26 protein-coding genes are annotated in these 26,482 nt (G+C 71.7%); 14 read left to right on the forward strand and 12 right to left on the reverse strand.

What is annotated here, in order from left to right:
* Positions 1–3 precede the first annotated feature (3 nt).
* The 5 genes from ACO2Q3_RS25340 (at position 4) to ACO2Q3_RS25360 (ending at position 7,538) form a co-directional block, all read left to right on the forward strand.
* A complete protein-coding gene (locus ACO2Q3_RS25340) occupies positions 4–1,560 on the forward strand; it encodes a thymidine phosphorylase family protein (RefSeq protein ID WP_423311817.1) in 1,557 nt (518 codons plus the stop codon).
* Positions 1,557–2,444, forward strand: a complete 888-nt coding sequence (prs, locus tag ACO2Q3_RS25345; RefSeq protein ID WP_423311819.1) for a ribose-phosphate diphosphokinase — start codon at positions 1,557–1,559, stop codon at positions 2,442–2,444. The genes ACO2Q3_RS25340 and prs overlap by 4 nt, the downstream gene beginning before the upstream one ends.
* Positions 2,441–4,024: an MBL fold metallo-hydrolase gene (locus ACO2Q3_RS25350; RefSeq protein WP_423311821.1), complete on the forward strand. Its 1,584-nt coding sequence runs from the start codon at positions 2,441–2,443 to the stop codon at positions 4,022–4,024. Before prs ends, ACO2Q3_RS25350 begins: the two co-directional genes overlap by 4 nt.
* Positions 4,024–6,627 (forward strand): magnesium-translocating P-type ATPase, encoded by a 2,604-nt coding sequence (mgtA, locus tag ACO2Q3_RS25355; protein WP_423311823.1) that lies wholly within the window; start codon positions 4,024–4,026, stop codon positions 6,625–6,627. The genes ACO2Q3_RS25350 and mgtA overlap by 1 nt, the downstream gene beginning before the upstream one ends.
* Positions 6,628–6,698: 71 nt before the next feature.
* Positions 6,699–7,538 carry a universal stress protein gene (locus ACO2Q3_RS25360; RefSeq protein ID WP_423311825.1) on the forward strand — a complete coding sequence of 280 codons (840 nt, stop codon included), beginning with the start codon at positions 6,699–6,701 and terminating at the stop codon, positions 7,536–7,538.
* Between the two features lie 58 nt (positions 7,539–7,596).
* Here the strand turns inward: ACO2Q3_RS25360 and ACO2Q3_RS25365 are convergent, their stop codons facing one another.
* Both ACO2Q3_RS25365 and ACO2Q3_RS25370 read right to left on the reverse strand, forming a co-directional pair.
* Positions 7,597–8,364: an SDR family NAD(P)-dependent oxidoreductase gene (locus tag ACO2Q3_RS25365; protein ID WP_423311827.1), complete on the reverse strand. Its 768-nt coding sequence runs from the start codon at positions 8,362–8,364 to the stop codon at positions 7,597–7,599.
* 94 nt (positions 8,365–8,458) lie between these two features.
* Positions 8,459–9,451 carry a zinc-dependent alcohol dehydrogenase family protein gene (locus ACO2Q3_RS25370; protein WP_423311828.1) on the reverse strand — a complete coding sequence of 331 codons (993 nt, stop codon included), beginning with the start codon at positions 9,449–9,451 and terminating at the stop codon, positions 8,459–8,461.
* Between the two features lie 128 nt (positions 9,452–9,579).
* Here ACO2Q3_RS25370 and ACO2Q3_RS25375 point away from each other — a divergent pair, with 128 nt between their 5' ends.
* Positions 9,580–10,029: a hypothetical protein gene (locus ACO2Q3_RS25375; RefSeq protein WP_423311829.1), complete on the forward strand. Its 450-nt coding sequence runs from the start codon at positions 9,580–9,582 to the stop codon at positions 10,027–10,029.
* Between the two features lie 52 nt (positions 10,030–10,081).
* Here ACO2Q3_RS25375 and ACO2Q3_RS25380 read toward each other — a convergent pair whose 3' ends face one another.
* Entirely contained in the window at positions 10,082–10,813 is a 732-nt protein-coding gene (locus ACO2Q3_RS25380; RefSeq protein WP_423311831.1) for a Bax inhibitor-1/YccA family protein, read from the reverse strand.
* Positions 10,814–11,063: 250 nt separating this feature from the next.
* Between ACO2Q3_RS25380 and ACO2Q3_RS25385 the strand changes: the two genes are divergently transcribed.
* From ACO2Q3_RS25385 to ACO2Q3_RS25420, 8 genes are all read left to right on the forward strand, one after another.
* Positions 11,064–11,306 carry a hypothetical protein gene (locus ACO2Q3_RS25385; RefSeq protein ID WP_423311833.1) on the forward strand — a complete coding sequence of 81 codons (243 nt, stop codon included), beginning with the start codon at positions 11,064–11,066 and terminating at the stop codon, positions 11,304–11,306.
* A gap of 8 nt (positions 11,307–11,314) precedes the next feature.
* On the forward strand, positions 11,315–12,817 hold the full coding sequence (locus tag ACO2Q3_RS25390; protein ID WP_423311835.1) for a L,D-transpeptidase family protein: 1,503 nt from the start codon (positions 11,315–11,317) through the stop codon (positions 12,815–12,817).
* A 31-nt stretch (positions 12,818–12,848) separates the two neighbouring features.
* Positions 12,849–13,388, forward strand: a complete 540-nt coding sequence (locus tag ACO2Q3_RS25395; protein ID WP_423311837.1) for a DUF882 domain-containing protein — start codon at positions 12,849–12,851, stop codon at positions 13,386–13,388.
* Between the two features lie 228 nt (positions 13,389–13,616).
* Positions 13,617–13,790, forward strand: a complete 174-nt coding sequence (locus ACO2Q3_RS25400) for a hypothetical protein (RefSeq protein WP_423311839.1) — start codon at positions 13,617–13,619, stop codon at positions 13,788–13,790.
* Positions 13,774–15,318, forward strand: coding sequence for a PAS domain S-box protein (locus ACO2Q3_RS25405; protein WP_423311841.1), 1,545 nt, complete (start codon positions 13,774–13,776; stop codon positions 15,316–15,318). The genes ACO2Q3_RS25400 and ACO2Q3_RS25405 overlap by 17 nt, the downstream gene beginning before the upstream one ends.
* Positions 15,308–15,916, forward strand: a complete 609-nt coding sequence (gene fixJ / locus ACO2Q3_RS25410) for a response regulator FixJ (protein WP_423311843.1) — start codon at positions 15,308–15,310, stop codon at positions 15,914–15,916. The genes ACO2Q3_RS25405 and fixJ overlap by 11 nt, the downstream gene beginning before the upstream one ends.
* A 166-nt stretch (positions 15,917–16,082) precedes the next feature.
* The gene (locus tag ACO2Q3_RS25415) at positions 16,083–16,769 is read left to right on the forward strand and encodes a helix-turn-helix domain-containing protein (RefSeq protein WP_423311845.1); all 687 of its coding nucleotides are present in this window, start codon (positions 16,083–16,085) and stop codon (positions 16,767–16,769) included.
* Positions 16,770–16,796: 27 nt separating this feature from the next.
* On the forward strand, positions 16,797–16,928 hold the full coding sequence (locus tag ACO2Q3_RS25420; RefSeq protein ID WP_423311847.1) for a hypothetical protein: 132 nt from the start codon (positions 16,797–16,799) through the stop codon (positions 16,926–16,928).
* Positions 16,929–17,163: 235 nt separating this feature from the next.
* On the opposite strand, the gene hemN is transcribed toward ACO2Q3_RS25420, so the two are convergent.
* The 9 genes from hemN to ccoN form a co-directional block, all read right to left on the reverse strand.
* Positions 17,164–18,549, reverse strand: a complete 1,386-nt coding sequence (hemN, locus tag ACO2Q3_RS25425; protein WP_423311848.1) for an oxygen-independent coproporphyrinogen III oxidase — start codon at positions 18,547–18,549, stop codon at positions 17,164–17,166.
* 65 nt (positions 18,550–18,614) lie between these two features.
* Positions 18,615–18,770: a cbb3-type cytochrome oxidase assembly protein CcoS gene (gene ccoS, locus ACO2Q3_RS25430; RefSeq protein ID WP_423311849.1), complete on the reverse strand. Its 156-nt coding sequence runs from the start codon at positions 18,768–18,770 to the stop codon at positions 18,615–18,617.
* Positions 18,767–20,995, reverse strand: a complete 2,229-nt coding sequence (locus ACO2Q3_RS25435; RefSeq protein WP_423311851.1) for a heavy metal translocating P-type ATPase — start codon at positions 20,993–20,995, stop codon at positions 18,767–18,769. Before ACO2Q3_RS25435 ends, ccoS begins: the two co-directional genes overlap by 4 nt.
* Positions 20,992–21,480 (reverse strand): FixH family protein, encoded by a 489-nt coding sequence (locus ACO2Q3_RS25440; RefSeq protein WP_423311853.1) that lies wholly within the window; start codon positions 21,478–21,480, stop codon positions 20,992–20,994. The genes ACO2Q3_RS25435 and ACO2Q3_RS25440 overlap by 4 nt, the downstream gene beginning before the upstream one ends.
* Positions 21,477–22,973 (reverse strand): cytochrome c oxidase accessory protein CcoG, encoded by a 1,497-nt coding sequence (ccoG, locus tag ACO2Q3_RS25445; protein ID WP_423311855.1) that lies wholly within the window; start codon positions 22,971–22,973, stop codon positions 21,477–21,479. Before ccoG ends, ACO2Q3_RS25440 begins: the two co-directional genes overlap by 4 nt.
* A 9-nt stretch (positions 22,974–22,982) precedes the next feature.
* Positions 22,983–23,861: a cytochrome-c oxidase, cbb3-type subunit III gene (gene ccoP / locus ACO2Q3_RS25450; RefSeq protein WP_423311857.1), complete on the reverse strand. Its 879-nt coding sequence runs from the start codon at positions 23,859–23,861 to the stop codon at positions 22,983–22,985.
* Positions 23,858–24,016 carry a cbb3-type cytochrome c oxidase subunit 3 gene (locus tag ACO2Q3_RS25455; protein WP_423311859.1) on the reverse strand — a complete coding sequence of 53 codons (159 nt, stop codon included), beginning with the start codon at positions 24,014–24,016 and terminating at the stop codon, positions 23,858–23,860. The genes ccoP and ACO2Q3_RS25455 overlap by 4 nt, the downstream gene beginning before the upstream one ends.
* Before the next feature lie 4 nt (positions 24,017–24,020).
* Complete coding sequence (gene ccoO, locus ACO2Q3_RS25460; protein WP_423311861.1) at positions 24,021–24,767, reverse strand: cytochrome-c oxidase, cbb3-type subunit II; 747 nt, start codon at positions 24,765–24,767, stop codon at positions 24,021–24,023.
* Positions 24,768–24,772: 5 nt separating this feature from the next.
* Positions 24,773–26,452, reverse strand: a complete 1,680-nt coding sequence (gene ccoN / locus ACO2Q3_RS25465) for a cytochrome-c oxidase, cbb3-type subunit I (protein ID WP_423311863.1) — start codon at positions 26,450–26,452, stop codon at positions 24,773–24,775.
* Positions 26,453–26,482 lie beyond the last annotated feature (30 nt).

Genomic DNA, 26,482 nt, shown 5'->3' on the forward strand with positions numbered 1-26,482 from the left:
ATCATGCGCCCCCCTCTGCCTGACCCGGGGAAGTCCGAACCGAGCGCGCCCCTGGGGGGCGGGGTCGATCGCACGCTCGCCGCCAAGCCGCTGCAGCTGGATACCTTCCGCGAGAACGTGATCCTGCTGTCGCGGGACTGCCTCGCCCTGCGGCCCGAACGACTGCGCGGCGTGCGCAAGGTCGAGGTGCGCGGCCGCGGCGGCGTGATGCTGGCCGTGCCCATGCTGTGCGACGATCCCGCCCTGGTGGGCCCTTCCGAGGCAGGGATTCCGCAGCCGCTGGCGCGGCGACTGGCCCTGCGTCCAGGCGACCGCGTCGAGGTGTCGCCGGCTGCGCCCCTGGGCACGCTGGAGGCGGTCCGCGCCAAGGTGGCCGGCGAGACCCTGTCGCGCGAGGTCTATGAGGCGATCGCCCGCGACCTGGCCGAACACCGCTGGTCCGACATCGAGATCTCGGCCTTCCTCGTGGCCTGCGCCAGCTTCATGACCGCCGAGGAGACGCTGGACCTGACGCTGGCCATGGCCGCGGCGGGCGGCCGGCTGACCTGGGATCGCGATCTGGTGGTCGACAAGCACTGCATCGGCGGCGTGCCGGGCAACCGCACCTCGCTGATCGTGGCGCCGATCGTCGCCGCCCACGGCCTGCTGATCCCCAAGACGTCCTCCAGGGCGATCACCTCCCCGGCGGGCACGGCCGACACCATGGAGGTGCTGGCCCGCGTCGACCTTTCCGAGGACGAGATGCGCGCCGTGGTGGAGCGCTGCGGCGGCTGCGTCGTGTGGGGCGGCCGGGTGAACCTGTCGCCGGCGGACGACGTGCTGATCTCCGTCGAGCGGCCGCTGTCGATCGACACCCCCGAACAGATGGTGGCCTCGATCCTGTCGAAGAAGTTGGCGGCCGGGTCCACCCACCTGGTGCTCGACATCCCGGTCGGGCCCACCGCCAAGGTGCGCGACCGGCGCAGCGCCCTGAAGCTGAAGAAGGCCTTCGAATTCGTCTCCCGGGGCATCGGCCTCGACCTGCAGGTGCTGATCACCGACGCCCCGCAGCCGGTCGGTCGCGGCATCGGCCCGGCGCTGGAGGCGCGCGACGTGCTGGCGGTGCTGCGCGGCCAGGCGGATGCCCCCGCCGACCTGAGGGACAAGGCGCTGATGCTGGCCGGGGCCATCCTTGAGGCCGATCCGGCCTTGCCCGGCGGCGCCGGGCTGGCCCGGGCCACCGAGCTGCTGCGCAGCGGCGCGGCGCTCGCCAAGCTGGAGGCGATCATCGAGGCCCAGGGCCCCTCGCCGGCGAGCGGCGCGCTGGGCGAGCTGACGCACGAGGTCCGTGCTGTCAGGAGCGGCGCGATCGACACCATCGACTGCCTGCGCATCGCCGCCATCGCCCGCCTGTCGGGGGCGCCCACCGACCCCGGCGCCGGCGTCGACCTGTGCGTGAAGCGCGGCGACACGGTGCGGCGCGGCGACCCGCTCTACCGCATCCACGCCTCGGAACCCTCGGACTTCGGCTTCGCGGTCGAGGCCGCCGGCGTCGACGACGGCTTCAGGTTCGCGCCGTGAGCGCCGTGATCCACGCCTTCGACGACGAGGTCGCGCCCGCCGCCCGGCTGGCCCAGGCCCTCGACCTGCCGGCCCCGGCGCTCGTTTCGGTTCACCGCTTTCCGGACGGCGAGAGCCTGCCGGTGGTGGCGGCCTCCGCCGGCCGGACGGTGATCGTCTATCGCTCTCTCGACCGACCGGACGGCAAGCTGGCGCCCTTGCTGCTGGCCGCCGACGCCTGGCGCCGCGCCGGCGCGCGCCGGCTGGTGCTGGTCGCGCCGTACATGGCCTACCTGCGCCAGGACAAGGTGTTCGCTCCGGGACAGCCCGTGAGCCGCGACGTGATCGGCCGCCTGCTGGGCGGCGCCTTCGACCGGATCGTCACCGTCGAACCGCATCTGCACCGCACCGCCGACCTCGCCGCCGTGTTTGGCGTTCCCGTCGGCATCGTGTCCGCGGCCGAGACCCTGGCCAGGGCGCTCGGCGGCGCCGATCCGCAGGCCGTCCTGGTCGGTCCCGACGAGGAATCCGCGCCCTGGGTTGCGTCCCTGGCCGCGCGGATGGGCGCGCGCTTCATCCTCCTGAACAAGATCCGGCAGGGCGACCGCAGCGTCGCCATCGACGCCGCGCCCTTGGCGCAGCTCGCGGGCCGGCGCGTCGTGCTGGTGGATGACATCTGCTCCAGCGGCGCGACCCTGATGGCGGGCGCCCGGCAGGTCGCCGCTGTCGGGCCGGCGAGCCTCGAGGCGGCGGTGGCCCATGCCCTCTGCGGCCAGGCGGTCGGCGCCGCCCTGTCGGCGGCGGGCGTCGCGCGCCTGATCGCGACGGACAGCTGCGCCGGACCGCTCGGCGTCGCGCCCCTGGCCGGGGTCCTGGCCGAAGCCCTGCAGGAGGAACTGGGATGAGCGTTCGATTGAGTTTCCACGGCGCCGCGGGCTGCGTCACCGGCTTCTGCGCCCGGCTGGAGACGCCACAGGCCACGCTGCTGGTGGACTGCGGCATGTTCCAGGGGTCGAAGACCCTCAAGGCGCTGAACTATCAGCCGTTTCCCTTCGATGCGAAGTCGATCGACGCCGTGCTGCTGACGCACGCCCACATCGACCACTCCGGCCTGCTGCCCAAGCTCATGCTGGCCGGGTTCGACGGGCCGATCTGGGCCACCACCGCCACCCGCGAGCTGTGCGAGGTGATGCTGGCCGATTCCGGCTCGATCCAGGAGAGCGAGGTGGAGCACCTGAACCGGCGCAATCAGCGCCGCGGACGGGCCACCGTCGAGCCGATCTACACCGCCGAGGACGGTCGCCGGGTGGTGCGCCAGTTCCGCAAGACGGTGCTCAACGAGCCGGCGCAGGTGGCGCCGGGCGTTACGGCCACCTACTGGGAGGCGGGCCACATCCTGGGGTCGGCCTCGATCCAGCTGGACATCGACGGCGAGGAGCCGATGCGGCTGCTGTTCTCCGGAGACCTGGGGCCGGGGGGACGCGACTACAATCCCGATCCGGAGGGGCCGGCCGGGATCGACCACCTGGTCATCGAATCCACCTACGGCGACCGCGAGCGCCCGCTGCTGACGCCGGAGGCGCGGCGGGGACTGCTGGCCGACGAACTGAACGCCGCTCACGAGGCTGGAGGGCCGCTGCTGATCCCGGCCTTCGCCGTCGAGCGGACCCAGGAGCTGCTGGCCGACATCCTGACCCTGATGGACGACGGCAAGGTCCCCGAGGCGGAGATCTTCCTGGACTCCCCGCTGGCGATCGAGGCCACCGAGATCTTCCAGCGCCGCGGCTGGAACCGCGCCAGCGGCCACAACCCGTTCGCCGGCGTGCGCAGCGGCCAGCGGCTGAAGTTCCTGCGCGCGCCCTGGGAGAGCGACGGCCTGGAGCGGCTGCGGGGCTGGCACATCATCATGGCCGCCAGCGGCATGTGCGACGCCGGCCGGGTGCGCAAGCATCTGGAGCGGCTGCTGTGGCGGCGCGAGGCGACGGTGCTGCTGACCGGATACCAGGCCGCCGGCACGCTGGGCCGACTGCTGGCCGACGGGGCGAAACACGTCTCCATCCAGGGCGACGACGTGCGGGTGGCGGCGCGCGTGCGCATGCTGGACGCCTATTCGGGGCATGCCGACGCCAGCGCCCTGGTGCGCTGGGCCCAGGCGCGCACGCCGATCCGCGGCTCGGTCTTCCTGGCGCACGGCGAGAACACCGGCCTTGACGGCCTGAGGCGGCGGCTGGACGCCGCGGGCGTCGCGCCGGGCCGGCTGATCGTGCCGACGCTGGACGAAAGCTTCAGGCTGGCGGCCGCGACGGCGACGGCGGCGCAGGCGCCGGCCGCCAGGCTCGCAGCCGCCTCGGTGGCCTCTCCCGACTGGCACAATCAGCGGGCGGCGTTCCTGGCCGACCTCGGCGACCGGCTGGAGGCGGCGAGCTCCGACCGCGAGCGGGCCGACATGCTGGCGCGGCTCAGGCGGGTTCTGGGTCCCGGCTGATGGCCGCCGGGGCCGCCACCGCCGGCGCTTTCCGGGACGCCACGGGCGACCGCCAGCTGCGCGACGTCACCCGGCTGGATCCCGCCGCCGCCTTGAGCGCCCTGAAGAGCTCGGACCGTGGCCTCGAGCCGGCCGAAGCCGCCGCGCGCGTGCGGACGCATGGCCCCAACCGGGTGGCCGAGGAGCGGCGGCTGTCCGTCTGGCGTGACCTGGCGGGGCGGCTGCGCAATCCGCTGAACCTGCTGCTGATCGGCCTGGCCCTGACCTCGGTGGCGCTTGGGGACCTGGTGTCCGGCGCGATGATCGCGGCGATGGTGGCGCTGAGCGTCGGACTGGGACATCTGCAGGAACATCGTTCCAGCGAGGCGGCCGCCAAGCTGGCCGCCATGGTCAGGGTGCGCGCCAGCGTGCTGCGCCCCGGCTCGGACCGGCCGGTTGAGGGCCCGATCGAGGACCTGGCCCCTGGCGACGTGGTGGCCCTGGCGGCGGGGGACCTGGCGCCGGCGGACCTGCGCCTGATCGCCTCGCGCGATCTGTTCGTCGACCAGTCGGCGCTGAGCGGCGAGTCCATGCCGGCGGAAAAGCACGCCGAGGCCGGCGAGGCGCCGCCCGAACTGCTGGACGCCGCCAACCTGGTGTTCATGGGCTCCAGCGTGACCAGCGGCGCCGCCCAGGCCCTGGTGGTGGCCACCGGCCGCGACACCCGCTTCGGGCGCCTGGCCGACGCCACGGCGGCCGAACAGGGACAGGACAGCTTCCAGCGCGGCATCGACGGGGTCGCCCTCTTGATGCTGCGGCTGATCGCGGTGATGGCCCCGCTGGTGTTCCTGATCAACGGCCTGACCAAGCACGACTGGCTGCAGGCGCTGTTCTTCGCCGTGGCCGTGGCCGTCGGGCTGACCCCCGAGATGCTGCCGATGATCGTCACCGTCAACCTGGCGCAGGGCGCGTTGGCGATGGCCCGCAAGCGGGTGGTGGTCAAGCGGCTGAACGCGATCCAGAACTTCGGGGCGATGGATGTGCTGTGCACGGACAAGACCGGCACCCTGACCGAGAACCGCGTGGCGCTGAAGCTGCACCTCGACGTGCTCGGCCACGAGGACGAGGCCGTGCTGTTCGAGGCCTATCTGAACGCCCGCTTCCAGACCGGGCTGAGGAACCTGCTGGACGATGCGGTGCTGGCGCACGAGGACCTGGACGCCCAGGTCGCGGCGGGCGGCTTTCACAAGCTGGACGAGCTGCCCTTCGACTTCGTGCGGCGTCGCCTCTCGGTGGTGGTCGGCGCTGCGGACGGGCGCGCCACGCTGATCTGCAAGGGCGCGGTGGAGGAGGTGTTCGCCTGCTGCACCCGCTACCGCCTGGGCGGCGAGGAGGGGCCGCTGGACGACAGCCACGCGCGCCACGCCCGCGAGCTGGTGGACCGGCTCAACGCCGACGGGGTGCGGGTCGTCGCCGTCGCCTGCCGCGACTTCCCGGCTTCGCACCCTCAACGCTTCACGGTGGCCGATGAAAGCGGGCTGACGCTGCTGGGCTATATCGGCTTCCTGGACCCGCCCAAGGCCGACGCCGCCGAGGCCCTGGCCGCCCTGGCGCGCAGCGGCGTGAAGGTCAAGGTGCTGACGGGCGACAACGGCGCCGTCACCCGGCGCATCTGCCACGACGTCGGCCTTGCCGCCGAGCATGTGGTGCTGGGCCAGGACATCGCCGGCATGGACGATACGGCCCTGACCGTCGCGGTCGAGGCCAACGACGTCTTCGCCAAGCTGACCCCTGAGCAGAAGGCCCGGGTGATCCGCGCCCTGCAGCGGGCCGGCCACGTGACGGGGTTTCTGGGCGACGGGATCAACGATGCTCCGGCGCTGAAGGCGGCCGACGTGGGGCTGTCGGTGGACGACGCCGTCGACATCGCCAAGGCCGCCGCCGACATCATCCTGCTGGAGAAGAGCCTGTCGGTGCTGCGCGACGGGGTGCTCGAGGGCCGGCGGGTGTTCGCCAACGTGCTGAAGTACATCCGCATGGGGACCAGCTCGAACTTCGGCAACATGTTCAGCGTCCTGGGCGCCAGCCTGTTCCTGCCGTTCCTGCCGATGGCGCCGATCCAGGTGCTGACCAACAACCTGCTGTACGACATCTCGCAGAGCGGCATCCCCTCCGATAACGTCGACCCGGAGGCGCTGGCCAGCCCGCGGCGCTGGGAGCTGGGCGGCCTGCTGCGCTTCGTGCTGCTGGTGGGCCCCGTCAGCTCGATCTTCGACTACGCCACCTTCGGCCTGATGATCTTTGTGTTCCACGCCTGGACGCACCCGGCTCTGTTCCAGACCGGCTGGTTCGTGGAGTCGCTGCTGACCCAGACGCTCATCGTGCATGTGATCCGCACCGCTCGCACGCCGTTCTTCCAGAGCCGCGCCAGCCGCACCCTGACCTTCACCAGCCTCGCGGTCTGCGTGGTCGGCGTCAGCCTGCCCTACAGTCCGCTGGCCGGGCCGCTCGGCTTCACGCCGCTGCCGCTGGCGTACTGGCCCGCGGTGACCGCCCTGATGGCCGCCTATGCGGTGTCGGCCCACCTGATGAAGCGGTGGTTCGTGCGCCGCTGGGGCTACTGACGGCGCTTGATACGCCTCAATGCGAGAACGCGGCCGCAGGGCGAGGCTCAGCTCAGCCACGGAGCCCGACCATGGACATCAAGGAAATCGCCGTCTTCCTCAAGGCGGGGGCGCCGTGCGAGGCGCGCCTGGAACTGACCGCGGCGCTCGCGCAGCGGCATGGCGCGCACGTCTCGGCCATCTGGCTGATCGACCCGCCCGAGGTGGCGTTGGCCGAATGCTTCGCGGTCGGCCCCAAGGCGGTGAACGCGGTGATCGACGCCCGCGACGCCTCCATCGCCGCGATGGTCGAGGGCGCCAGGATGGCTTTCGAGCGCGCCGTCGCCGGTCATGCCGCCTCGTACGGCTGGCGCCAGTGCGCCCTCTACGCCCCGCCGGGCGAGCGCGCCGAGCAGGCGCAACTGGCCGACCTGGTGATCGTCGAAGCCCCGGCGCCGCACGACGAGGCGCAGCGCGAGCTGGTCGAGGCCCTGCTGTTCAACACCGCCGCCCCCTGCCTGCTGACCCCCGAGGGTGCGGGCCGGCGGCGGTCGTTCCACCACGCCGTGATCGCCTGGAACGGCAGCCGTTCGGCGCAGCGCGCCCTGGGCGACGCCCTGCCGCTGCTGCGCGAGGCCGCCAGCGTCAGCGTGCTGATGGTGGACGAACGCGCCGGGCGCCGGGTCGACACGGCCGGCGAGGCGCAGGTGCTGCGCTGTCTGTCGCGCCACGGCGTGCGCGCCGAGGCGGTGCGCCGTCCGGCCGGGGAGGGGCGGGCCGGGGCGGCGATCCTCGACGCCTGCGCCGAGCTGGGCGCCGATCTGCTGGTGATGGGCGCCTATGGCCGCTCGCGGACGGCGGAGGCCGTGTTCGGCGGCGCCACGCGCACCGTGCTGGGCGCGACCACGCTGCCGGTCCTGCTGTCGCGCTGAAACGCGAAGGCCGCCGGTCACCCGGCGGCCAGGGCGCTTGTGGCATGGCGCGCCGGCTTCAGCGCGCGGTGTAGCCCCCGTCGATCACCAGCTCCGCCCCGGTGACGAACTTGGCCTCGTCGGAGGCCAGGTAGACCGCGCCCCAGGCGATGTCGTCCGGCTCGCCGATGTGGCCCAGCGGGTGCAGGGCGTCGACGGCCGCGCGGCCGGTGGCGACGTCGCCCTGGTCGTGCAGGAAGCCGTCCACCATAGGCGTCCAGATGAACCCCGGGTGGATCGAGTTCACCCGGATGCGATCGGGCGCATACAGCAGGGCGTCGGTCTTGGTCATCAGCCGCACCGCGCCCTTCGACGCGTGGTAGGGCGGCACGTCCGGGGCGCTGACCAGGCCGTAGATCGAGGACAGGTTGATGATGCTGCCCCCGCCGGCGCGGCGCAGGTGGGGGATGGCGTGCTTCACGCCGAAGAACACCCCCTTCACGTTGATCGTCTGCACGTGATCCCATTCGGCTTCGGTCAGCTCATGGGTGGGCTTGTTGGCGCCGGCGACCCCGGCGTTGTTGACCAGCACGTCCAGGCGCCCGAAGCGGCCGACCACCGCCTCGAACACCGCTGCCAGCTCGGCCTCGCGGCCGACGTCGCAGTGCCAGTATCCGGCGTCGAAGCCGCAGACGTTCAGTTCCTCGGCGAAGGCCTGGCCGGCCCCGTCGTTGACGTCCAGCAGGGCGACCTTGGCGCCCTCGTCCAGCATGCGGCGCGCGATCGCCCGACCGAGGCCGACGGATGCGCCGGTGACGATGGCGATCTTGTTCTTCAAGCGATCCATGGGATGCCTCCTGCGATGTCCGCGCAGGTTGACCGCCTCGCGGGGCCGCCGCCTTGCGATGGGTCAAGGCCAGGCGGACGGCCGTCCGGATCGATCAGGGCGTCAGCACCGCCGCGCCGCTGAACGCCCCGCGGCGCAGGTCCTCCAGCGCCTGGTTGGCCTGGCGCAGCGGATAACGGGTGACGGTGGCGCGCACGCCGGCGGCGGCGGCCCTGGGCAGATACTCGGCGGCGTCGCGGCGGGTCAGGTTGGCCACGGAGACCAGCCGGCGTTCCTCCCACAGCAGGCTGTAGGGCATGGCGGGAATGTCGCTCATGTGGATGCCGCCGCAGACCACGATCCCACCCTTTCGCACGGCCTTCAGCGCGGTCGGCACGAGTTCGCCGGCGGGGGCGAAGATGATCGCCGCATCCAGGGGCTCGGGCGGGGCCTCGTCCGACGGACCGGCCCAGGCGCAGCCCAGCTCGGCGGCCAGCTGCTGGGCGCCATCGTCGCCGCGTCGGGTGAAGGCGTACACCGCCTGGCCCTCGTGGCGGGCCAGCTGGGCCAGCAGGTGGGCGGCGGCGCCGAAGCCGTACAGGCCGAGCCGGCGCACCGGCGGCCCCTCGCAGGCCATCCGCCACGAGCGATAGCCGATCAGCCCGGCGCACAGCAGCGGCGCGGCCTCCAGGTCGTCGTAGGCGTCCGGGATCGGGAAGGCGTAGCGGGCGTCCGCGACCATCCGGTCGGCGTAGCCGCCGTCGCGGGTCCAGCCGGTGAACTGCGGCGCATCGCACAGGTTCTCGCGCCCCTCGCGGCAGTAGGCGCAGGTCCCGCAGGTGCGCCCCAGCCAGGGGACGCCCAGCCGGTCGCCCAGCGCCACGCCTTCGACGCCCTCGCCGATGGCCAGCACCCGGCCGACCACCTCGTGCCCCGGCACGATCGGGCTGCGCCGCTGGGCCAGGTCGCCGTCGACCACATGCAGGTCGGTGCGGCAGACGCCGCAGGCGCAGATCCGCAGCAGGATCTCGCCCCGTCCAGGCGTGGGGTCGGGCCGCTCCTCGCCTCGCAGGGCTTGCCCCGGGGCGTCCAGGCACATGGCGAACATGACGGCAATCCTAGACCAGGGAACGGTGGCCGGCATCTGGCGCTGCGGCCCGGCTTGCGGCCTTGAGGTGAATCAAGGCCAGCCGACATGGACATTCTAGGCTGCGCGGCATGGACTGGAGGCCTACAATGCTACAACGCCACACGCCGTTCGCCGTGACCGCACCCCTGCCCCCTCGCCTGGACAGCCTGGCGAGCTACTGGCGGGGCCTGCTGCGCGGCGGCGCCGAAACGCCCTTCGCCGACGACCTCGACATGGCCGCGGTGAACGCCCTGGTCAGCGACAGCTTCGTGCTGGGCGTGTTCGAGAAGCCCGAGCGCTTCCGCATGGACCTGGCGCATACGCCGCACGCGCCCGCGATCGAGGCCGACCTGATGGACCGCTTCATCGATGAGGTCGCCCTGCCGAGCCCCCTGGAGTTCCTGCGAGCCCAGGCGGAGGCCACCGTCGAGGCCGCGGCGCCCACCGTCTATGTGCACACTGCCGAGGGCCCCGAGCGGTCCTACCAGCGCCTGCTGCTGCCCGCCTGGGGCGAAGGGCACGTCAAGCTGCTGCTGGGCGCGCTGGAGTGGCGTTGAGCCTGGGCGGTCGCCCGCGAGGTCGGATAGTCTCATCCGGCCTCGTATGGCCTCAGCGCCGGCGCCGGCCCGTCAGGGACAGCAGCAGTTCGAACAGGTTCAGCACGTTCAGATAGAGGGACAGCGCGGCCAGGTTCACCGCCGTCGCCCGATCTTCGCCCGCTGTCGTCATCCGGTAGATCCGGCGCAGCCGCTGGCTGTCCACCGCCACCAGCAGGCCGAACACGATCACGCCGACGCTGTCCAGCAACAGGCTTCCGCCGGCGTTGGGGAAGAAGCTCTCCAGCAGCCAGCCGACCAGCAGGCCCGCCAGGGCGAGGGTCAGGAAGCCCGACCAGCCCACCAGGTCGCGCCGGGTCGTCAATCCCCAGACGGTCATGGCGCAGAAGGCCGCCGCCGCGGTCAGGAAGGCCGACGTCAGCGACTGGTCGGTGTAGCCCATCAGCAGGATGCTGAGCGAGACGCCCAGGGTGGCGCAGACCGACCAGTAGAGCGCGGACGAGCCGGCGCGACTGTTGCGCCCGCCGCCCAGGCTGGCGATGAGCATCAGCCCCAAGGGGGCGAACACCGCCACCAGCCCCAGCGCCGTGAAGCCCAGCGCGGAACCGTCCAGATGCTGCAGGAACAGCGCCTGGATCTGCGGAACGCCGGCCACTGCCGCGGCGATCGCCGCCGACAGTCCAAGTCCGCCGGCGATCTGCAGATAGACCCGCCCCAGGAAGTGGTGAAATCCACGATCGTCGGCCAGCGTCAGCGCGTCGTCGGGGAAGGGGCTAAGGGTCACGATGAAACCTCCGGCATGATGGCCCGAGGGTGGCGCGCGCGGTGGCGCGCCGCCTTGACGTGGCGCAAGTCCCTGGCCGCGCTCCCGGCGCTCCGCCGGCCTCGACTTCGCCCTCGATCTCCTGGCCCTCGATCTCCTGGCCCGGGGTCCGCAGGCGGCCAGCGCTAAGGGCTATTGCTTAGGGGATGGTCCCGAATGGATCGCGGCGGCTGGCGGGGCCAGCATCGGGTCAGCGAAAGGGAACGCCACCATGCTCCAGCAACAGCCGAAAGCGCCTCATCCTGCCATCGTCGCCCGCTTCGAGGGCGGCGGCGCGCACGAGAAATACCTGCGCCTGGAGCCGTCCGGGGGCGTCGTCTGGGAGGACGACAGCGCCCGGGCGACCAGCTTCGGGTCTCTGACCGAGGCGTCGCGCGCCGCCTTCCGGCTGCCGGCCGTCTGGCGCGCGTTCGGCGTGCCGATGATCCCCGACCACCTGTCCCACGCCGCCTGACCACCGCCGTGCGTGTGCTGGCTTTCGCCGCGACGGTGATCGCGGTCGTGGCCGTCGGCGGCGCGTCCTGCGCCGCGGCCGCCTTCACCCCGGATGACGTCGCGGCCCTGGTCGCCGCCGCTCGCGCTGCGAGCGCGGACGGGTTGCCGGCCCCGGATCTGGCCACCGCGGCCCGGGACGCCGTCTCGCCGGATCCCACCCAGAGCAGTCTCGGGGAGGCCTCGCTGGTCGCCGGCGCGACCGACCTGGCCGCCTTGTCGCACGGCCGCCTGGCCCGCCCCGCCGCGGTGAACCGCGAGTGGGCGCTGAAGGCGCCCTACGACGCGGCCGCCGACGTGGCCGCCGCTCTCGGCGGTGGCCGGATCGCCGCGTGGGCCGGTCAGCTGCGGCCGAGCGGCCCGGCCTATCTGTCTCTGGCGGCGCTGCGCACCCGCTATGTCGCCATCGTCGCGGCCGGCGGCTGGGCGGCCGTCGGTCCGGGGCCGACTACGCCGCCCGGCGGCAAGGACCCTCGTGTTCCGTTGCTGCGCGCGCGGCTGGCGGCGGAAGGCTACGACGCTGCGCCGCCCGAGGCCCCGGCCGCGACCACGGCCCCCCCGGCGGCCCCCCCGGCCGCCCCCGCAAGGCCTGCGCCCGGTTTCACCGCGCCGGTCGCCCCCGATCCCAACCTGCTCGACCCCGGACTCGCCGCGGCCCTGGCGAGCTTTCAGGCCAACCATGCCCTGCCGCAGACCGGCGCGCTCGACGGCGCCACCCAGGCCGCCCTCGACGCGCCCGCCGCCGCGCGGCTGCAGACCATCGACCTCAACCTCGAGCGCGAGCGCTGGATGCCGGCCAGTCCGCCGCCGGCGCGCATCGAGGTGGACATCGCCAGCCAGACCCTGACCCTGTTCCAGGCCGGCAGGCCCGCCCTGGCCATGAAGGTGGTCGTGGGCCGGGCCGACCGGCGCACGCCCAGCTTCGCCTCGGCCACCGACGGGGTGGTGTTCAATCCGCCTTGGGTGGTCCCCGGCTCGATCGCGGCGAAGGAGCTGTATCCGCATGAGCGCCGCACGCCGGGCTATCTCGCGCGCAACGGGTTCAGCGTGATCCGCGGCCAGCTGGTGCAGGCGCCCGGGCCGCGGTCGTCGCTGGGCGCGGTGAAGATCGACATGCCCTCGCCGTTCGGCGTCTATCTGCACGATACCCCCGCGCGCGCCCTGTTCGCCCGGCCGCAACGCACCTTCAGCCACGGCTGCATTCGCCTGGAAGCGCCGCGCGAGCTCGCCGCGGCGCTGCTGGCGGCGCAGGGCTGGAGCCGGGCGGACATCGATGCGGCCATCGCCGCCAAGGCCACGCGCCGCGTCGCGCTGGCGGTCCATACGCCGGTGTTCGTGGTCTACCGCACGGCGGCGGCCGACGCCTCGGGCCGACTGCAGGCGCGGCCCGACGTTTACGGCTGGGACGCGCAACTGGCCGCAGCGCTGCTGGGACCGGGCGCCGCAGTGGCCAGTTCGCCGCAGCCGCGCTAGGATACCGCCCTGGCAGCTGACGGGGATGCGCATGGACTGGTCGCGGCGACGCATGCTTGGCGCAGCCTCCATGGTCGCCGTGTCGGCGGCGGCCCCGCGGCTGGCCCAGGCCTCCACCGGCGTCCGCAAGCTGGGCTTCCACAACCTGCACACCGACGAGGCCCTGGACGTGGCGTACTGGGAGGACGGCGCCTATGTGCCGGACGCCCTGGCGGCGGTGAACCGGGTGCTGCGCGACTTCCGCACCGGCGACGAGCATGTGATCAGCCCCAGGCTGCTGGACCTGCTCAACACGCTGTCCGCTCGCCTGGAGACCGGCCAACGCTTCCAGGTGATCTCCGGCTACCGCTCACCGACGACCAATGCCGCCCTGCACGCCCGCAGCGGCGAGGTGGCGACCGGCAGCCTGCACATGCTCGGCGAGGCGATCGATATCCGCGTGCCGGGCGTCGAGCTGACCCATCTGCACGATGCGGCGCTCAGCCTCGGCGCGGGCGGGGTCGGCTACTACCCGTCCTCGGATTTCGTCCATGTGGACGTCGGGCGGGTGCGCCGCTGGAGCGGCTCCTGAAGTCCCGTCGCCTGATCGAATTCGATCTTGCGTGGCGGGCAGGGAACTTTGCCTTGCGCACGGAATTGACGTGAATCAAGGCGCGACCGCTCCGGCCGGGGCAGGGTTCGCGTTCAACACCTTGCGGCGCGGCCCGCCGCAGGCCAGGGAGGACCTGTCATGCCGTCGCCCCCCACCCCTGTCGTGGTTTCGCACACCAGCGGTCGTGCGCGCGCCGTGGAGCGGGTCGTGCGCGGCGCAGGCCTGGCGGTGTCGGGCTTCGGCGCCTCCGGACTGGCGCTGACCGCCATCGGCGTGCTGTCGGTCGCCATGGGCATGTGGTCACCCGCGCGGGCGCAGGCGCGCGCCGCTTCGCCGGCCTGGGTTTCCGGCGCTGTGGGGTGGCGTGGTCACCGACTCTGACGCCACCCTGGGGGGCGCCGACGGCTGGAACGGTGAGATGAGCCAGGCCCCGGTCGGCTCGGCCACCCCGAACGTCTCGCGTCGGATCGTCCGCTACGCCACGGCCGTGCTCTGCGCGCTGGCCGCCGCGGCGCTGCGGGTGATCCTGGACCAGAACCTCGCCGCCGGCTCGATCTTCCTGCTGTTCGTGCCGGCGGCGCTGGTCGCCTCGGCCGTCGGCGGCTTCGGCCCTGGCCTGCTGGCCACGCTGCTGAGCGGGGCCTTGGCGGTCGCCATCCAGATCGAGGTCTGGCGCCAGCCGCCGACGCCGGTGGAGGCCGGCCTGTTCATGGTGATCGGCCTGGGCCTCGCCATCGGCGGCGAATGGTTCCAGCGCAACCGCGCCGGGCTGCTGCGCTCGACCGCCGTGGTCGCCGAGCGCGAGGCGCACCTGCGCTCGATCCTGGCCACCGTTCCGGACGCCATGGTGGTGATCGACGAATACGGTCGCATCCAGTCGTTCAGCGCCACCGCCGAGCGGCTGTTCGGCTGGACCGCTGCGGAGGTGGCCGGCCGCAACGTCGCCATCCTGATGCCCTCGCCCACCCGCGAGGACCACGACCGCTATATCAGCCACTATCTGCAGACCGGCGAGCGCCGGATCATCGGCATCGGTCGGGTGGTGGTGGGCCAGAAACGCGACGGCTCCAGCTTCCCCATGGAGCTCGCCGTCGGCGAGATGCGTTCCGGCGACCGGCGCTTCTTCACCGGCTTCGTGCGCGACCTGACCGAGCGCGACCGCACCGAGGCCAAGCTGCAGCACCTGCAGTCGGAGCTGGTGCAGGTCTCCAAGCTGACCGCCATGGGCGAGATGGCCTCGGCCCTGGCGCACGAGCTCAACCAGCCGCTGGCGGCGATCGCCAACTACCTGCGCGGCTCGCAGCGGATGATCGAGCGTGGCCGGCCCGAGGACGCGGCGGCCATCCGCAACGGCCTGGACAAGGCGGTGGAACAGGCCCTGCGGGCCGGCGACGTGATCCGGCGGCTGCGCGACTTCATGGGCCGCGGCGAGACCGAGCGGCGCATCGAGAGCCTGGCGGCGATCATCGAGGAGGCCAACGCCCTGGCCATGGTCGGCGCGCACGAGTGGAGCATCCGCACGGTCATGCGCTTCGACTCCCGCGTCGACAGCGTGCTGGCCGACCGGGTGCAGATCCAGCAGGTGATGATCAACCTGATCCGCAACGCCATCGACGCCATGCGCACCAGTCGCCGGCGGGAGCTGACCATCGAGACGCGGGAGCGCGGCGAAGGCCTGACCGAGGTGCGGGTGTCGGATACGGGGCCGGGAATCAGCGCAGATGTGGCGGAGCACCTCTTCGAGCCGTTCCTGACGACCAAGAAGGATGGTATGGGCGTGGGGCTGTCGATCTGTCGGACGATCGTCGAGGCGCACGGAGGCTCGATCTGGGCGGAGGGCAACCCAGCGGGCGGCGCCACCTTCGTGTTCACCCTGCCCAACAACACCGGGATGGCTGATGAGCTCTGAGCCGCAGGTGCACATCGTCGACGACGACGCCGACGTGCGCGACTCGCTTCAGTTCCTGCTGAGCTCGGTGGACGTGCCCGCCACGACCTACCCTTCGGCCCAGGCTTTCCTCGACGTGGCCGAAGCGGCGCGCGGCTGCGTCGTCACCGACATCCGCATGCCGGAGATCGACGGCCTGGAACTGGTGCGCCGGCTGAAGGCCCAGGGCGTGGGCCTGCCGGTGATCGTCATCACCGGCCACGCGGACGTGCCCCTGGCGGTGGAGGCCATGAAGTCCGGCGTCGCCGACTTCATCGAGAAGCCGTTCGAAGAGGACGCCATCCTGCACGCCGTCCGCCAGGCGCTGCGCACCGGCGCCGAGAGCGACGCCCAGGTGGCCGAGCGGGCGGAGATTGTCGCGCGGCGCAACTCCCTGTCGCAGCGGGAGGCGCAGGTGCTGGACGGCCTGGTGCTGGGCAAGGCCAACAAGGTCATCGCCTTCGACCTGGATATCAGCCCCAGGACGGTCGAGATCTACCGCGCGCACGTGATGACCAAGATGGGGGCCAAGAGCCTGTCCGACCTGGTGCGCATGGTGATGGTGTCGCGCAGCGGCTGAGGCCCGCAGCTGAGGCCTGTCGTCCGCGGTCTCGGCAAAAACGTCGAACTCTTTGAAAAAACGCAATGATTTGCCGGATACGTAACATCCCTTAGGTGTTGCTCCCGAATTTCGGAGCCGCGCAGGCCCGGGTAGGCATGAACCGTCAGCCAGACGGAGCCCACTCATGACCGCCCACGCCGCAGCCCACAGCTTTGTCCCCGCGACCCCGGTTCCGTGGGGGGTGGCGGCCGGCGGCTTCGCTTCGCCCGCCGAGACGGTGGAGCTGAACGGCCCCACCCTGAACTTCTCGCGCGACGAGGAGGTCTTCGGCGAGGGTGAGCGGGCGGACAGCGTCTACCGGGTGGTGAGCGGCGCGGTGCGGACCTTCCGCATCCTGGCCGACGGCCGCCGGCAGATCTGCGAGTTCCACCTGGCCGGCGACTGCTTCGGCTTCGAGCCCTCCGCCGTGCACCGCACCAGCGCCGAGGCCCTCGGCCCGACCAAGCTGGTGGCCGTTCGCCGGTCCGCCCTGCTGGACAATGCCGACACCGCTCCGGAATTCGCCCGCCTGCTGTGGCGCGCCGCGGTCGCCGACCTGCAGCGCAGCCAGGAGCACGTCCTGCGCCTGGGTCACCGCAGCGCCGCCGAGCGCGTGGCCAGCTTCCTGCTGGACGTGGCCCGCCGCCTGGGCGGCCATGACGCCTTCGACCTGCCGATGTCGCGCCAGGACATCGCCGACTACCTGGGCCTGACCATCGAGACCGTGTCGCGCTCCTTCACCCAGCTCCAGGGCCTCGAGCTCATCGCCGTCAGCAGCTGCCGCCACGTGCGGCTGGCCGACCGCGAGGCGCTCACCGGGCTCTGCGAATAGTCACCTGCAAGAACGGAGAGGAATCCCATGCTGCTGCCGACCATGGTCCAGACCCTGTACATGGGCTTGGTGATCGCCGGCTTTGTCACCTTCGCCGGCGTCCTGGGCGTCGTGTCCCTGCGTGATCAGCTGTCGCCGCCCCCGACCAAGAAGGATTGATCGACACCGAACGCCGGACGGCCGCTCCCTCACCCGGCCTCCGGACCCGCGCAGGAGCCCAACCTCTCCCGCGCAGCAGCGCCGCCTCCCAACCCCCGGGAGGCGGCGCTTTGCATTTGGGGGGCCATGCGTGCTGTCGCCGGGCAAGCCCGGCCACGTAACTTCAGCCAGCCAGCCAGCCAGCCAGCCAGTCCAGTCGCGGCGAGGGTCTGGGGAAAGTCCGGAGAGCGCCGTCTCAGACGGCCACAGAGTGGCGCACGAGGCTGCGGTCCAGATAGGCGTCGAATACGGCGCAGACCGACCGCAGGAAGGGCGCTCCCATCGGGGTCACGGTCACCAGCGGCCCGTGCCGGAACACCACCCCGTCCTCGACGAAGCCCTCCAGCGCGGCGAGCTCATCGGCAAGGTCGGCGAGGGCGCGGCCGTGGCGGCGGCAGACGGCCTCGAGGTCGACGTGCTGGCGGCACATCAGCTCCTCGATGATCTCCCCGCGGAAGCGGTCCTCCTCGGTCACCACGGCGCCGCGGGCGGTGGCCAGGCGGCCGGCCTCGATCGCCTGGCGCCAGGCCAGCTCGGCCGACTGGTTCTGCACGAAGCCCTGCGGCATGTGGCCGATCGCCGAGGCGCCGAAGCCGATCAGGGTCTGGCATCCGTCGGTGGTGTAGCCCTGGAAGTTGCGGCGTATCTCGCCCGCCTCGGCCGCGATCGCCAGGCTGTCGCCCGGACGGGCGAAGTGGTCCAGGCCGATGGCGACATAGCCCTCGGCCGCCAGCCGGTCGGCGGCGGCCTGGCTCTGGTCCAGCCGCTCGGCCGCGCCCGGCAGGTCCTTGTCGTTGATCAGCTTCTGGTGCGGCTTGACCCACGGCACGTGGGCGTAGCCGAACAGGGCGATGCGGTCCGGATGCAGGGTCAGCACCTGGTCGAGCGTATTCAGCACGTCGGCGGTGCGCTGGCGCGGCAGGCCGTACATCAGGTCGAGGTTCAGCGAGCCGACGCCCGCGGCGCGCAGGGCGTGGGCCGCGTCGCGGATCAGGCCGAAGGGCTCGTGCCGGTTGACGGCCGCCTGCACGTCCGGCGACAGATCCTGCACCCCCAGGCTCGCCCGGGTGAGTCCCTGGGCGGCGGCGGCGGAGATCCAGTCGTCGGTAAGCCGCAGGGGATCCAGCTCGGCGGCGATCTCGGCGCCCGGAATGATCTCGAAGGCGTCGCGCAGGGCGCCGAACAGCAGCTCCAGATCGCCCGGGGACAGCATGTTCGGGGTTCCGCCGCCCAGGTGGATCTCCCGCGCCCTCAGCCGCCCGGGCAGGCGCTCGCGGACCATGCCGATCTCCTGCTGCAGCAGCCGCACATACTCGTGGATCGGATCCTGGCGGGTCACCACGCGGGTGTTGCACCCGCAGAACCAGCACAGCCGGGCGCAGAACGGGATGTGCGCATAGATCGACACCGCCTCGTCCGGCGCCAGCTCGCCCAGCCAGGCGCCATAGCGGTCGGCGTCGATCTCGCCGGTGAACTGCACCGCCGTCGGGTAGCTGGTGTAGCGCGGCGCGCGGCCGTCGTATTTCGGCAGCAGGGACAGGCGACGCAGCTGCATGGCGGCGGTGCGGTCGACGACGGTCATGGGGGACTCCGGCAAATCTTCACCGGTCTTCTGGCGGATCGCCCCCCGGCGCGCCGTGATCCAGATCAACCCGGCCGGTCGTCGATCTGGTCATTGAGAATCCGCGCCGCGTCGCCGGCGGGATCGTCGTACTGGCCGCTGCGCACGGTCCACCAGAAGGCCCCCAGGCCCACCAGGGCGATCAGCACCGAGGCCGGGGCGAGAAACAGGACGATGTTCATGGGCGAGCCAGTTCCAGATCTGGGCGCGTTGCCGCTGGACCGGCGTTCACGGGCGCGGGCGTCTTCGCGGAGCGCGCCGCCAGGCCCATGCGCAGGGCGTTGAGGGTCACCGCCAGCGACGAGCCCGACATGGCGATCGCCGCCACGAACGGGTTGATCAGGCCGAACACCGCCGCCGGGGCGGCGACCAGGTTGTACAGGGCCGAGAAGCCGAAGTTCTCCAGCGACCGGCGCCGCGCCGCGCGGGCGACGTCCACGGCGGCGACCACCGCCATCAGGCCGGAGCCTTCGAACACCAGGTCGGCGGCGTTCTGCGCCGCGTCCACGGCCGCGCCAGGGGCCATGGAGGCGTGGGCCAGCGCCAGGGCGGCGGCGTCGTTCAGGCCGTCGCCGACCATCAGCACCTTGCGGCCGGACGCCTGCAGCGCCTTGACCGTGTCCGACTTGGCCAGCGGGGTCAGGCGGGCGCTCCAGCTTTCGATCCCGGCGGCCGCGCAAGCCCTGGCCACGGGTTCCGGCCCGTCGCCGGACAGCACCTCGACGGTCAGCCCGCGGGCCTTCAGGGCGTCGATGGCCGCCCGGGCGTCGGCGCGCAGGGCGTCGGCGAACACCAGGCGCACCTTGGTCCCGTCGCCGGCGTCGAACCACAGCTCGGTCTCCAGACCCGGGGTCGCGACGCCGACGAAGGCGGCGCTGCCAAGCCGGGCCGTGCGGCCGTCGATGACCCCTTCGACGCCCTGGCCGGGGGTTTCGACACAGCGGTCGGCGATCAGGCCGAGGCCTGCCTCGGCGGCCACCGCGCGGGCCAGCGGATGGCGCGAGGCCCGCGCCAGCAAGGCGGCGCGCGCCACCACTACGGGCGGCGCATCGACCAGCCGCGGCCGGCCTTCGGTGAGCACGCCGGTCTTGTCGAGCACGACGTGGTCGATCTCGGCCAGCCGCTCCAGGGCCGCGCCCGACTTCACCAGCACGCCCTTCTGGAACAGCCGCCCCGAGGCGGCGATCTGCACGGCCGGCACCGCCAGGCCCAGGGCGCAGGGGCAGGTGACGATCAGCACGGCGGCCGCGCGCATCAGCGCCTCGTGCGCGCCCAGGCCCAGGGCCCAGACGCCGATGAAGGTGGCCAGCGCCAGGCTGTGCACCACCGGCACATAGATGGCGGCGGCGCGGTCGGCGAGGCGGACGTAGACCGACTTGGCCTGGGCCCCGGCCTCCATCATCCGAGCGATCGCCGCCAGGGTGGAGTCCTCGGCGCGGGCGCTGACCTCGACCACCAGCAGGGCGTCGCGGTTGACGGCGCCGCCGTGCACCGCGGTTCCCGGCGCCGCGGGCGCGGGCGCGGTCTCGCCGCTGATCAGGGCGTTGTCCAGGGTCGACACGCCGCTCAGCACCACGCCGTCCAGGGGCACGCGCTCGCCGGGGGCCACCGCCAGCCGATCGCCGACGACGATCTCGCCGATCGGCGTCGGGCGCGGCGCGCCGGCGTCGTCCAGGCGCCGGGCGATGGGGCTCTGCAGCGCCAGCAGGTCGCGCGCGGCGCCCTGCGCCTTGCTGCGCAGCTTGTGGTCCAGCCAGCGGCCGATCAGCAGCAGGAAGATCAGGGTGACGGCGGCGTCGAAATAGGCGTGGCGGCCGCCGCGCAGGGTCTCGCTGAAGCTGACGATCAGGGTCAGGATCACGCCGATGCTGATCGGCACGTCCATGTTGGCGCGGCCGCGGCGCAGCGACGACCAGGCCGACTTGAAGAAGGTCATGCCGGCGTAGAGGGCGCACGGCGTGGCGACGATCGCCGCCATCCAGTACATCAGCGTGCGGGTGGCGGGCTCCAGCTCCTGGCCGAACAGGCCGGCCCAGACCGGCACCGTGAACATCATGGCGTTGCCGACGCCGAAGCCGGCGACGCCCAGCGCCAGCGCCAGACGGCGGCCTTCCTCGTCCTCGGCCTCCCGCGCGCGGGCCGGATCGTAGAGGGCGGCGCGGTAACCGAGCTTGTCGAGCGCGTCGATCAGGCGCGTGGGATCGCCCGCCGGGCCGGTGAAGGTGACGCTCAGCTTGTGCGCCGACAGGTTCAGCCGCGCCTCGGCCACGCCGGGCAGGGCGGCCACGCCACGCTCGATCTTGGACATGCAGGCGGCGCAGCGGGCGCCGGGGACCAGCAGCTCCAGGCTGGCGCGGCCGGGGGCGGGCGTGCGGCCGCCGGGGGCGACGACGCCGAGGGCGCTCACGGTTGCACCAGACGCCGCTCGGCCAGGAACTTGTGTCCCTTGGCGTCCGTGGCCGTCAGATTCAGGTCCCAGGCGCCGCCAAGGTCGCCGGCGCGGGCCTCGTAGGTCCCCGGGGACACCTCGCGGAAGGCGACGGTGCGCTTGCCGGTCTCGGTGGCGGGCCGCTGCAGCAGGCCGCTGACGGTGAGCCCGCCGATCGCCGCCCCCTTGGCGTCGGCCGCCGTGACGGTGATCCGCTCGCCGTCCAGCGCCCCGGCCGTGAGGCGCCAGCCCAGGGCGTCCTGCGCCGTCTTCTGCTTCAGCGCCGCGTCGTACAGCAGGCCGTCCTCGTACGGCGTGACGGACACTTCGCCGGGGAAGGTCTTGTAGGCGCGCACGATGAAAAGCGTGTTGATGGCGATGTCGGCGGCGAAGAACAGCACCAGGGCCGCCAGCACGTGCCAGCCGTTGATGCGGAAGCCGGGTCGGGCGGCCGAGGGGTTCATGACGGGTTCGCAGCTCCAGACAGGAACACGGAGGGGGTGTCGGCCCGGGTGGGGCCGGCGCTCAGGCGGAAGGTGACAGGCAGGCTGGGGGCGGTGACGGCGGCGGCGGGCACGGTGACGAACAGCCGCACGGACTCCACCTGGTTCGGCTCGACCACGACGGAGATCGGGCCGGTCAGCGGGGCGGCGCCGGGAGTCTTCAGGGCGTAGTTCGGAAGCCCGGTCAGCGATACCTGGTAGGTCTGGCGCTGGAAGCTGCGGTTGGCGATCTTCAGCGTGTAGCCGTCGCGGATGGCGCCGTCATGCAACCGCACGAAGGTCGGGTTGCGATCGCGCAGCACGTCGAACACCACCGGGCTGCGGTGGATGAACCCCCAGACCATCAGGCCGCTGACCAGGGTCAGGGCGACGGCGTAGTAGATCGTCCTGGCGCGGACGAACTGATACTGTGGCTTGCGCCCCGCCACGCGGTCGGCGACGGCGGCGTCGGTGTCGTAGCTGATCAGGCTGCGCGGCCGGTCCAGCCGCAGCATGATCTCGTCGCAGGCGTCGACGCACAGGCCGCAGTTGATGCATTCGATCTGGCCGCCGTCGCGGATGTCGATGCCCATCGGGCAGACCACCACGCACTGGTTGCAGTCGACGCAGTCGCCCCGGCCCGCCCAGCTCTCGTTCTTCTTGTGCGGCCCGCGCGGCTCGCCGCGGTCGCGGCGGTAGGTGACCTGCAGCGAGTGGTCGTCGAGCATGGCGCCCTGGATGCGCGGCCAGGGGCACAGGTAGGTGCAGACCTGCTCGCGCATGTGCCCGGCCAGGGCGTAGGTGGTGAAGGTGAGCACCGCGACCGAGACATAGGCGGTCATCGGCGCCTGGCCGATCCAGAAGGTCTTCAGCAGGCTGGGGGCGTCATGGAAGTACAGCACCCAGGCGCCGCCCGTGACCATGGCGATCGCCAGCCAGGCCAGGTGCTTGCCGCCCTTGCGCCACAGCTTGTTGAAGCTCATCGGCGCCGCGTCGAGGCGCATGCGGGCGTTGCGGTCGCCCTCGAACAGCCGCTCGACCGCGATATAGAGGTCGGTCCAGACCGTCTGCGGGCAGGCGTAGCCGCACCACAGGCGGCCGAACAGGGCGGTGGTCAGGAACAGCGCCAGCGCCGCCATGACCAGCAGGCCGGTGATGAAGTACACCTCCTGCGGCCACAGCTGGATGAAGAAGAAGTAGAACCGCCGGCCGGTGAAATCGACCAGGATCGCCTGCTGCGGCAGGCCGTCGGGACGGTGCCAACGGATCCAGGGGGCGCCGTAGTAGACCCCCAGGGTCAGCACCAGCATCACCCACTTGATCGTCCGCCAGCGGCCGTGCGCCAGCTTCGGATAGATGGGCGTACGCGGCTTGTAGAGCCCGCCCTTGGCGTCGCCCTTGCCCCGCGCCACGGCCGCCGCCGAGGCGGGGTCGTGGGCGGTGCTGGACGCAGTCCTGTCAATCACGGTGACCATCGGCTTGGCTTACTGACCCGCGGCGTTGGCGTGGATGTAGACGGCCAGCGCCTTGATGGTGTTGGCGTCGAAGCGGTGGCGCCAGGCCGGCATCACGCCGCCGTGGCCGTTCCAGATCTGGTCGTGGATCGACGCGCGGTCGGATCCGTACAGCCAGTCCCGGTCCGTCAGGTTCGGCGCGCCGGGGCGGGCCTGGCCCTGGCCGGCCGGACCGTGGCACGAGGCGCACTGGGCCTGGAACACCGGCGCCGCGCGGGCGACGGCGGCCGGGTCGGCCGGGCGGTGCGACAGCGAGACCACATACTCGGTCAGGTCGCTGACCTGCTCGGGCGGCAGGATCTGGTCGCGGCCGAACGCCGGCATCTGCAGGTCGTGGGCCTGGGCGTCGCCCGAGCGCACGCCGTAGGTGATGGTGCGCTGGATGTCCTCCAGCGAACCGCCCCACAGCCAGACGTCGTCGCGCAGGTTGGGATAGCCCTTGCTTCCCGTGCCGCCCGTGCCGTGGCAGGTGGCGCAGTTGTCGCCGAAGATCGACTGGCCCACCGCCAGGGCGTAGGCCTGGGTCTGGGGATCCTTCTCGATCTGTTCCAGCGAGGCGTTCTGCAGCCGGGCGGTCTGCGCGGCGCGCTGTTGCTGCAGCGCCGCCAGATCCTTGACCACCTGGGCCCGCGCGGAGTCGTGCAGCACGCCCGGCGTGTAGCCGGTTACGCCCGGCCACGACGGCATCAGCACCCAGTAGCCGATGGCGAAGGCGATGGTGCCGTAGAAGATCCACAGCCACCAGCGGGGCAGGGGGTTGTCGAGCTCGCGGATGCCGTCCCACTCGTGACCGGTGGTGGCGACGCCCGAGGCTTCGTCGACGTGGGTGTCCTTGGGATCGTGGCTCATTGCGGGGGCTCCTCGTCGAAGGGCGCGCGGGAGGCCTTCTCGAAGGTGTCGCGCATGCGGGGCCAGAAGGCGTAGGCGACGGCGATCACGAAGATCACCAGGAAGTAGACGGCGCCGCCCTGCTGGGCGATGCGGGAGACGGTTTCGTAGGTCATGCCGTCACCGCTTGTTGGCCGGGGCGTCGGCCTTGTAGGTGGAGAAATCCACAAGGGTCCCGGTCATCTGCAGGTAAGCGATCAGCGCATCCATCTCGGTGACCGGGCCGCCGGCCTGGCTGTCGAACTTCCGGACGTTGACCTTCTGGCCGTAGTGGCTCTTGAGCGAACGCTGGCTCTGGGTGGGGTCGTCCTGGCTCTGCAGGTCGTCCTGCGCCGCGGCGATCTGCGCGTCGGTGTACGGCACGCCGGTGATGCGCAGGGCGCGCATCTTGTCGGCGACGTCGCGGTAGTCGAGCGGCTTGTCCGCCAGGAAGGCGTAGGGCGGCATCACCGATTCCGGCACCACCGACCGCGGATTGATCAGGTGGTCGCGGTGCCAGGCGTCGGAGTACTTGCCCCCGACCCGGGCCAGGTCCGGCCCGGTGCGCTTGGAGCCCCACTGGAACGGGTGGTCGTACATGCTCTCGGCGGCGAGGCTGTAGTGGCCATAGCGCTCCACCTCGTCGCGCAGGGGGCGGATCATCTGCGAGTGGCACAGGTAGCAGCCCTCGCGGATGTAGATGTCGCGCCCTTCCAGCTCGAGCGGGGTGTACGGGCGCATGCCGTCCACCTTCTCGATGGTGCTCTCCAGATAGAAGAGCGGGGTGATTTCGACGATGCCGCCGATGGCGACGACGATGATGATGGCGATCAGCAGCAGCAGCGAATGCCGCTCCAGCTTGCCGTGACGTGCCCAGACACTGGCCATGGGGCTTACTCCGCGGGCATGGCCAGCGGCGCGGGCATGGCCGGCGCAGCGTTGGCGGGGTTGAGGGCGCGCTCGGAGCTGGGCAGACGGACCGTCCGCCACAGGTTGTAGGCCATGATCAGAGCGCCGGTGAGGTACATCAGGCCACCGACCAGGCGCACGACGTTCTCGATGTGCTTGGCGGCGACGGTCTCGATGAAGGAGTAGGCCAGGAAGCCCTGCGGCGTGTATTCGCGCCACATCAGGCCCTCCATGATGCCGGAGACCCACATCGCGGTGATGTAAAGAAGGATGCCGGTGGTGGCGATCCAGAAGTGCCACTCCACCAGGGCGTCGGAATACAGGCGGTCCTTCTTCCACAGCCACGGCACCAGGCAGTAGAGCGAGCCGAAGGTGACGAAGCCGACCCAGCCCAGGGCGCCGGAGTGCACGTGGCCGATGGTCCAGTCGGTGTAGTGCGACAGGGCGTTGACCGTGCGCACCGACATCACCGGACCTTCGAAGGTCGACATGCCGTAGAAGGCCAGCGAGACCACCAGCATGCGGATCACCGGGTCGGTGCGCAGCTTGTCCCAGGCCCCCGAGAGGGTCATCAGGCCGTTGATCATGCCGCCCCACGAGGGCATCCACAGCATCACCGAGAAGGTCATGCCCAGGGTCTGCGTCCACTGCGGCAGGGCGGTGTAGTGAAGGTGGTGGGGGCCGGCCCAGATGTAGATGAAGATCAGCGCCCAGAAGTGCACGATCGACAGCCGGTAGGAGTAGATCGGCCGCTCAGCCCGCTTGGGGATGAAATAGTACATCATCGCCAGGAAGCCGGCGGTCAGGAAGAAGCCGACCGCGTTGTGGCCGTACCACCATTGCACCAGGGCGCTCTGCACCCCCGACCACACCGAATAGCTGCGGTGGTTGAGGAAGCTGACCGGGATCGCCAGGTTGTTGACCAGGTGCAGGATGGCGATGGTGACGATGAAGGCCAGGTAGAACCAGTTGGCCACGTAGATGTGCGGTTCCTTGCGCTTCCAGATCGTGCCCAGGAACACCAGCAGGTAGGCGACCCAGACGACGGTCAGCCACAGGTCCGTGAGCCACTCCGGCTCGGCGTATTCCTGGCTCTGGGTGATCCCCACCAGGTAGCCCAGCGCGGCCAGGACGATGAACAGCTGGTAGCCCCAGAACACGAACCAGGGCGTCACGCCGCCGAACAGGCGCGCCTTGCAGGTGCGCTGCACCACCCAGAAGGAGGTGGCGATCAGGGCGTTGCCGCCGAAGGCGAAGATCACGGCCGAGGTGTGCAGCGGCCGCAGGCGTCCGAAGTTCAGGAAGCCGAAGTCCTTGAAATAGAAGATCTTCGGGAAGGACAGCTGGGCGGCGATGATGCAGCCCACCAGCATGCCGGCGATCCCCCAGAACACGGTGGCGATGGCGCCCGCCTTGATCACGCCGTCCATGTACTTGTCCGGCTGGGGCGCGAAGCGGTCCCAGGACATGCCCAGGGTCAGCATCACGGCGCCGGCCAGCAGGCCGCCCATGAAGATGTAGCCCTGGAAGCGGAACAGCGGGTCGGGCGACGCCGCGGTGGCGAGGGTGGCGACCAGCGCCCCCACGACGCAGAAGATCAACCAGCCGACCGCGTCGGCTGGCGGCGACGTGGCGCCTCGGTTTGGAACAGCTGTAGTGCTCATGGAATCCCGGCCTTGCCTGAACGTGGCCGA

Source organism: Caulobacter sp. KR2-114, assembly GCF_049446115.1.
Taxonomy (GTDB): domain Bacteria; phylum Pseudomonadota; class Alphaproteobacteria; order Caulobacterales; family Caulobacteraceae; genus Acaudatibacter.